The 535-nt window shown below is 40.7% G+C and carries 1 pseudogene; it reads right to left on the bottom strand.

Annotated features, from left to right (window positions below):
- Positions 1-18 precede the first annotated feature (18 nt).
- Positions 19-535 (bottom strand): annotated as a pseudogene (locus tag C2M25_RS20720) (hypothetical protein); the annotation flags it as partial.

Raw genomic sequence — 535 nt, forward strand, 5'->3', positions numbered from 1 at the left:
GTTGCGGGTCCCTCCCAGCTATTCTGTTAGCTCTGATGGTGCTTCATCGAACACACCAACTTTTGGAGAGTCACACGTAATGAAATCATGATATTTACGGTATTGAATTTCGATTACACAACTAGAGCGTACTGCAACGGTATATCCTGCAAGCACTAAATCACGTAGCGATAACTCAAATATATGCTGTCCATTTTGGCTGGCGCTTAGATAGTAATTCTTTGTAATCTTTCCAAGCTCGGTATACTCAGCCCATCCTGCTATGTGTAAGCCGACTTTGTAAAAGGGGTGTTTCTTTTCTTCGGCTTCTTGCTCTTTTTTCTGTTTGGCCAATAGCTCTTTTATCTCAGCTTGTTGTGCCAATATCTGATTTGTTGCTGGTACTGGAGTTTGCCCAGGCATAGATGTTGGAGTGGTAACCGGGCTATCAGAAACTAGCTTTGTGTTAGTTTCGTCAATCTTACTTTGTTTCTTAAAACCTAAGTAAAGAAGGAATAGGGCAACGATAAAGAAAACAATAGATCCTTTTATGAAC

The organism is Pseudoalteromonas sp. T1lg21, from assembly GCF_002964625.1.
Lineage (GTDB): Bacteria > Pseudomonadota > Gammaproteobacteria > Enterobacterales > Alteromonadaceae > Pseudoalteromonas > Pseudoalteromonas gelatinilytica.